The organism is Streptomyces sp. NPDC058964 (genome assembly GCF_042741275.1).
Classification (GTDB): Bacteria; Actinomycetota; Actinomycetes; order Streptomycetales; family Streptomycetaceae; genus Streptomyces.
On the sequence record NZ_JBHYKH010000275.1, the window covers coordinates 5575 to 11830 of the forward strand.

The 6256-nt window shown below is 71.9% G+C and carries 5 protein-coding genes, 1 tRNA gene and 1 pseudogene; 3 read left to right on the forward strand and 4 right to left on the reverse strand.

The features are described 5' to 3' along the window. Positions 1 to 57 precede the first annotated feature (57 nt). Together ACFW2E_RS28555 and ACFW2E_RS28560 are read right to left on the reverse strand one after the other, a co-directional pair. Positions 58 to 128 (reverse strand) — tRNA-Gln (locus ACFW2E_RS28555). A gap of 11 nt (positions 129 to 139) precedes the next feature. Continuing rightward, on the reverse strand, positions 140 to 1012 hold the full coding sequence (locus tag ACFW2E_RS28560; protein ID WP_384469940.1) for a hypothetical protein: 873 nt from the start codon (positions 1010 to 1012) through the stop codon (positions 140 to 142). Positions 1013 to 1178: 166 nt separating this feature from the next. Between ACFW2E_RS28560 and ACFW2E_RS28565 the strand changes: the two genes are divergently transcribed. After that, a complete protein-coding gene (locus ACFW2E_RS28565) occupies positions 1179 to 2486 on the forward strand; it encodes a sensor histidine kinase (protein ID WP_384469941.1) in 1308 nt (435 codons plus the stop codon). A gap of 13 nt (positions 2487 to 2499) precedes the next feature. On the opposite strand, the gene ACFW2E_RS28570 is transcribed toward ACFW2E_RS28565, so the two are convergent. Both ACFW2E_RS28570 and ACFW2E_RS28575 read right to left on the reverse strand, forming a co-directional pair. Then, positions 2500 to 2994 (reverse strand): SUKH-3 domain-containing protein, encoded by a 495-nt coding sequence (locus ACFW2E_RS28570; RefSeq protein ID WP_384469942.1) that lies wholly within the window; start codon positions 2992 to 2994, stop codon positions 2500 to 2502. A 53-nt stretch (positions 2995 to 3047) separates the two neighbouring features. Further along, positions 3048 to 3596, reverse strand: a complete 549-nt coding sequence (locus ACFW2E_RS28575) for a YwqJ-related putative deaminase (RefSeq protein ID WP_384469943.1) — start codon at positions 3594 to 3596, stop codon at positions 3048 to 3050. Between the two features lie 289 nt (positions 3597 to 3885). On the opposite strand from ACFW2E_RS28575, the gene ACFW2E_RS28580 reads away from it, so the two are divergent. Together ACFW2E_RS28580 and ACFW2E_RS28585 are read left to right on the forward strand one after the other, a co-directional pair. Next, positions 3886 to 4875: an SMI1/KNR4 family protein gene (locus ACFW2E_RS28580; protein ID WP_384469944.1), complete on the forward strand. Its 990-nt coding sequence runs from the start codon at positions 3886 to 3888 to the stop codon at positions 4873 to 4875. Between the two features lie 9 nt (positions 4876 to 4884). Continuing rightward, a pseudogene (locus ACFW2E_RS28585) lies at positions 4885 to 6256 on the forward strand (hypothetical protein); the annotation flags it as partial.

Genomic DNA, 6256 nt, shown 5'->3' on the forward strand with positions numbered 1-6256 from the left:
CGGGGGGTTTGTGGCTGCGCCCCCGTACTTCCATCGCGGCCCCCACTACTTGTCATGCTCCCGGAGAAGGACTCGAACCCTCATTCAACGGACCAAAACCGTTTGTCCTACCTTTAGACGATCCGGGAACGTTTGTGCGCTATGTCCGATTTCGTTGATCGGCCTCACGCACGGACAACACTATGCCGTACCAGGAGCCCTCGATGCGACGGTACAAGTGGGCGCCCTTCAGGACCTTGACCACCAGGCAGCCCCGATAGGCGTCGCCGACGTTCTTTCGAACCGTCTTGGCGTTGTGCTTCTTGATGGTGGTCTTGTTGAACGAGGCCCCGTCGGCGCCGACGAGGTCGGCCCAGTACTGCTCCGCACCCGCAACATCCGCCGTTTCGTGGATCATTACGCTGAACCTGAGTCGCTCCCGCTCGATTCCGAGGAGGTCGAGCCAAGCCAGGAAGACGCGGATCATGTCCGGGTCGCTGTTGATGAAGGCGACGTTTTCGCGGCGGGCGTAGGGCTTGTCCTTGCCACCCTCGGCCCAGTAGAGCGCGACGCCGAGCAGAAACAGCTCGCGGTCGGAGAGCTTGCCGACCGCCGCGCCTGCGGCAGCCTTGGTCTGCCGGCGCTCCTCGTCACGTACTGCCGGTTCGTGCTCCCGGCGCTTTCGGGCCGCGAGCCCGGCCTGCTCCGCCGGGGCGCGCCGTTCGGGCTTCGGCAGATCCCGCACCCACAGCGACACCGAACTCCGCGAGCACTCCAGCTCCGCCTCGATCCGGTCGTACGTCCAGCCCTGCAGCCGCAGCTCCCGTGCCCTCTCCCGCAGGCCGTCCTTCGCTCGTGGGCGCTTCGTCCACTCCGGTGGCGGTTCGCCCTTCACCAGCTGGTTGAGGATGTCGTTGTTGAAGATCTTCAGCTCGTCCCGGATCTGCCGGAGGCTGTAGCCCCCGCGCCGCAGCGCGACCGCCCGTTCCCTGAGTCCCTCGAAGTCCGTGTACTTGCCGGGTGAATGTGCCATGTGAATACCGTCCGGCCGGAATGTGGGGTTCCGGTGTCGAGCGGTCGTGGTTCAGCAGTTCGAGGGATACCGGTGGGTTTTGTTGTTATTCGATTACGCAGTGTGGTGTAGGCCAGTAGGCGAAACTCACCGGAAAAGCGCACCCTGCCGCCCGTAGGCTGGACGCATGACCACGACGGGGGAAGACCGCGCCACGGCCCTGACCGGCCCGTGGTGGTGGGCGAGGTGGCGCAGCGCGGTGCTCGACGGGAGTCTCGCGCTGGTGTCCGCGCTGGAGTGCGGGGCGGAGGGCATCCCCTTCGCGAAGGACGCGGGGATCCCGGTCTCGGTGGGGATCGTGTTCGGTCTGCTGGCCGGGTCGGTGCTGCTGCTGCGGCGGAAGTGGCCGATCGCGGTCGTCCTGGTGGCGATCGCGATCACGCCCGCCCAGATGGGTTTCCTGATGGGCATCGTCGGCCTGTACACGCTCGCCGCGGCGGAGTTGCCCCGGCGGATCATCGCGGCGCTGGCCGGGATGTCGCTCCTCGGGACGATGATCGTGACGTTCGTGCGGGTGCGCCAGGACATGGCGCGGGGTGATCTGACCCTCGGGGACTGGTTCGTGCCGTTCGCCTCGATCACGACCTCGCTGGGGCTGACGGCGCCTCCCGTGCTGCTCGGTCTGTACGTGGGTGCCCGGCGGCGGCTGATGGAGAGCCTGCGGGAGCGGGCGGACAGTCTCGAGCGTGAGCTGCAGTTGCTCGCGGAGCGGGCGGAGGAGCGGGCGGAGTGGGCGCGCAACGAGGAGCGGACGCGGATCGCGCGTGAGATGCACGACGTGGTGGCGCACCGGGTGAGCCTGATGGTGGTGCACTCGGCCGCTCTGCAGGCGGTGGCGCGGAAGGATCCGGAGAAGGCCGTGCGCAACGCGGCGCTGGTCGGGGACATGGGACGGCAGGCGCTGACGGAGTTGCGGGAGATGCTGGGGGTGCTGCGGTCCGGGGACGGGGCGCGGCCGCGTGAGGCGTCGGTGTCGTCGGCGATGGCGGTGGCGGAGGCCGCGTCCCGGGCGGTGGTGGCGGACGAGGGTGCGGCGGAGGGGCCGTGCCTGTCGGAGCTGGATGTGCTGATCGGGCAGTCCGCGGCCGCCGGCATGGTGGTGGACCTGTCGGTCGAGGGTGACGCGCGGTCGTACGCGCGGCAGATCGAGCAGACGGCATATCGGGTGGTGCAGGAGGCGCTGACGAACGTCCACAAGCATGCGGCGGGTGCGAAGACGCATGTGCGGCTGGCGCACCGGGTGTCGGAGATCGCGATGCAGGTGGAGAACGAGCCGCCGCCGGAGCCGGGGTCGGCGTCGGCGGCGCGGTTGCCGTCCGGTGGCAACGGTCTGGTCGGGATGCGGGAGCGGGTTGCGGCGCTGGGTGGCGTGTTCGTGTCGGGGCCGACGGACGCGGGGGGCTTCCGGGTGTCGGCGGTGATTCCGGCGGTGTAGCCGTCGTGGGGCGTCAGCCCGCGGTGAGCCGGACGGGTTCGATTCCGGAGATGAGTGCGGCGAGGGCGTGGTCGATGTCGGGGCCGAGGTACCAGTCGCCGGTGTGGTCGAGGGTGTAGACGCGGCCTTCGGCGTCGATGGCGAGCACGGAGTGGGTGTCGGTCTCCTCGCCGAGGGGGCAGACCTCGGTGTCCAGGGCTCGGCCGAGGTCGCCGAGGGTGCGGGCGTGGTGGAGGCCGTGCAGGGGGTCGAGGTGCAGGGTCGCGGGGGCGATCTGGCGGCCGGGGCCGGCGGGGGTGATGCGCAGGCCGCCGAATTCGGCCCAGGCTTCGACCGCGGCGGGGAAGACGGTGTGCCGGTGCCCGGCGGGTGAGGTGTGTTCGCGGAGGGCGTCGGCCCAGAACTCGGCTTGTTTTATGTCCCAGCGTCCGGGTTGCCAGCCGGCGGCGCGCAGGGCCGCGTCGATGGGCACGGGAAAGCGCGTGGAGGAGGTGCGGTCGGCGTGCATCTGCCCTTCGTCCGTCGAGTCGGTGTGCTGGGTGCTGGGTGCTGGGTGCTGGGTCAGTCGGAGTCGGTGGCGGGGTCGACGATGCGGACGCCGAAGTGGGCGCTGAGGGCGGTGCAGGCGCGGCAGGGGGTGGCGAAGCTGCCGTGGAGGGGGTCGCCGTCCTCGCGTATCCGGCGGGCGGTGAGTTTGGCCTGTTTGAGGGCTTTGCGCGCTTCGCCGTTGGTCATCGGTTTGCGGGCGGCGCGTTTGCTGCGGGCCGCGTCGGCGGTGGCGATGTGGCGGGAGATGAGGATGGCTTCGGCGCAGCGGCCGGTGAAGCGGTCGCGTTGGGCGCTGCTGAGGGTGTCGAGGAAGTCCTGGACGAGGGGGTGCAGGGGAGGGGGTTGGTCGCCGCGGGCGGCGGTGCCGGTGAGGGTGGCGCCGCGGACGGAGAGGGCGGCGGCGACGGTGGGGAGGATGCCGTCGCGGCGGTGCAGGAGCGTGGGGGCGTGGGGTGTTTCGGCGTGGCTCCAGCCGATGCGCGGGTCGCCCGAGGTGTGGGTGTGCGTGCTGGGACGGGTGTTCGTGTGCGGTCCCGTTTGCGTCGCGTTCATGGTCATCATCCCTCCCGGGCATCCCCCCGAAGGACCCAGACTGCCAAATGCCGTGGCTGGTGCGGAAGCTGGGGCGGTGCGACACGCCCGGGTTTGGGCAGGGTGTCACGGCGGGGTGACGGCTGGTCACGGAAGCGGAGGCCCGGTGACCGGTGTCCGTGTACCGCATAGGCTGTCGGCACCGCGATGCTCGCGGTCAACGTGTCGCAGACGTTGCAGAGACAGTCGAATACGGACCGTCGCGTGCCAGACATGGTGCGGTTTCGGTTCGTACAGAGTGCCGCAGGGGGCAACCGCCATGACGACAGGTCGGCTCGGGCAGCAAGCCGCGCCGCCGAACGCGGCCTATGCCGGGCAGGTCGTGCACTTCCCGGATCCGGTCCGGGCGGCGCGTCATCCGAGAGGGGTACGTGTCGACGAGCACGGTTACCCCGACTTCTCGGCCTATGCGCGCGCGGCCGCGGAGATCGCCGATCCGCCGGAGGGTTTCGGTGTCGACGAGTTGCGGCTGACGGACTACGTGTCGGCGAACGCCGCGCAGTCGGCGGCGGGCCACGAGTTGTGGGACACGGTGCCGGAGGTGGCGACGCCGCACGGCTGGACGTGGCATCACGTGGTGGGTTCGCGGCGGCTGGAGCTGGTTCCGGTCGAGGTGAAGGCGTTGCTGCGGCACCACGGCGGTCTGGCGACGGCGCGGGTCGACCACGGCAAGCGGGGGACGCGGCCGTTGCAGGAGACGCGGCCGGCGCACGTCGGGCTGCCGAAGTCCGCGGTGGCGGTGACGGAGTCGCAGGTGCAGGGGGTCGAGGAGGACCTCGGGTACCGGCTGCCCGGCGCGTACCGCTCGTTCCTGAAGGCGGCGGGCGGGTGCGCGCCGGTGGGTACGGCGCTGGACGCGGAGCTGGGCCTGCTGGTGGACCAGCCGTTCTTCACGGTGCGGGACGAAGCCGCGGTCAATGACCTCGTGTACGTGAACAAGTGCCTGCGTGACCATCTGACGAAGGATTACCTGGGTGTGGCCTTCGTGCAGGGCGGGTTGCTCGCGGTGAAGGCGAAGGGCGACCGGCTCGGTTCGGTGTGGTTCTGCGCGTACGACGACGCGCGGGACGTGGATCCTTCGTGGTCTCCGGCGGAGCGGGTGGAGCGGTTGCTGCTGCCGTGCGGTGACGACTTCGACGCGTTCCTGTCCCGGCTGGCGGGCAGTCCGCCGGAGTTGGAGACGGTGGCGAACCTGATGGTGGACGGCGGTTTCGCGCGTGCCGTTCCTGTCTCTTCCGTGGGGGAGTGAGCTTCGGCGATGGTGACGTTCGCGCAGGCGCAGGAGCGCGCGGAAGAGTGGATCAACGGAGACGTGCCGGCGTATCAGCACCGTGAGGTGCGGGTGCGCGAGTTCGGCCTCGGTTTCGTGGTGTGGGGCGAGGACCGTGCGGAGGGGCCGCGTTCGGACGCGGGCGCGCAGCGGCTCGTCATCGCGCGGGACAGCGGCGAGGCGACGCTGTGGCCGGCGCTGCCGGTGGGTGAGGTGATCCGCCGGTACGAGGAGGAGTACGGCCGTGAGGACGAGGTCCAGGACGCGGTGCCGGCGCCCGCGGCGCGGGTGGATCTGAACCAGACGTCGTTCCTGCTGAGTCCGCCGGAGTGGTTGCAGGAGGCGGCGGACAAGCTGGGGATTGCGGATCGGCGTTCGGGCGGTGGGCTGCCCGAGACGCAGGCCGGGGTGCCGACGGCCGCCGCGGCGGAGCCCGCCGACGCGCCGCGGGGTGCGGCGGTTCCCGCGCCGGCGGCCCCTGCTGGTTCCGCCGGTGGCGTCGCGCCCGGGAACAGCGGTGCGTCGTGGCCGGCCGCCGGTGGTGGCGAACCGGGTGACGGGGCGCACGGTGTGTCCGCCGGGGCGACGCCCTGGGCCGGAACGGACACGAACGGGGATGCCGGTGACGACCGTTCCGTTCCGTTGCCCGCGACGGTGTTCGCGCCGCCGCTGAGCGACGCCGACAACCGGCCCGCGGCACCGTCCACGCCGCCGGACGCCGAGACGGCACTGATGTCGGGCGGCAGTCAGTTGCCGCCCACGGCGATCGCTCCGGCGCTCGGCGGTCCCGGTGCGCCGCAGGGCAGCACACCGCCCCCGCCCGCGCCGGGTGCGCAGCCGTACGGGTATCCGCAGGCAGCGGCGGCTCCCGGCACGCCTCCGGGCGCCGGGCAGGGCACGCCTCCCTATCCGCAGGGTCACGCGGCCCCGGGTACGCCGCCCGCGCCGCCGGTTCCCGGTGCGCCGCAGGGGCACACGCCTCCGCCTGCGCCCGGTGCGTCCTCGTACGGCTACCCGCAGGGGCCCGGAGCGCCTTCCGTGCCGGGCGGCCCGCAGGGCGCCCCCGGCTACGGCTACCCGCAGGGCCCCGACGGTGCGCCGGACGCGCCGCGGCCGCCGGCCGGTCCTGGTGTGCCGGGCCGCCCGCTCGCGCCCAACGCCAGTGACATCGCGGACGCCGCGACCAGCAAGGCGGCGCCGCCGCCGCGCCGGGCCCGTGGCGGTGCGGGCGCGCCGCCTCCGCCGCCGGGTGTTCCGGGTGCGCCGGGCGCGCGTCCGGCGGGCATGCCCGCGCCCGGTGCGCCGGGTGAGGGCGGTGGGTACGTGCCGACGCAGATCATGTCGGCGCTCGGTCCCGACG

Coding starts and splice junctions, on each gene's coding strand:
- ACFW2E_RS28575 (WP_384469943.1), bottom strand. CDS start 3,596: ATGATGACCATGAACGCGACGCAAACGGGACCGCACACGAACACCCGT.
- ACFW2E_RS28560 (WP_384469940.1), bottom strand. CDS start 1,012: ATGGCACATTCACCCGGCAAGTACACGGACTTCGAGGGACTCAGGGAA.
- ACFW2E_RS28565 (WP_384469941.1), top strand. CDS start 1,179: ATGACCACGACGGGGGAAGACCGCGCCACGGCCCTGACCGGCCCGTGG.
- ACFW2E_RS28580 (WP_384469944.1), top strand. CDS start 3,886: ATGACGACAGGTCGGCTCGGGCAGCAAGCCGCGCCGCCGAACGCGGCC.
- ACFW2E_RS28570 (WP_384469942.1), bottom strand. CDS start 2,994: ATGCACGCCGACCGCACCTCCTCCACGCGCTTTCCCGTGCCCATCGAC.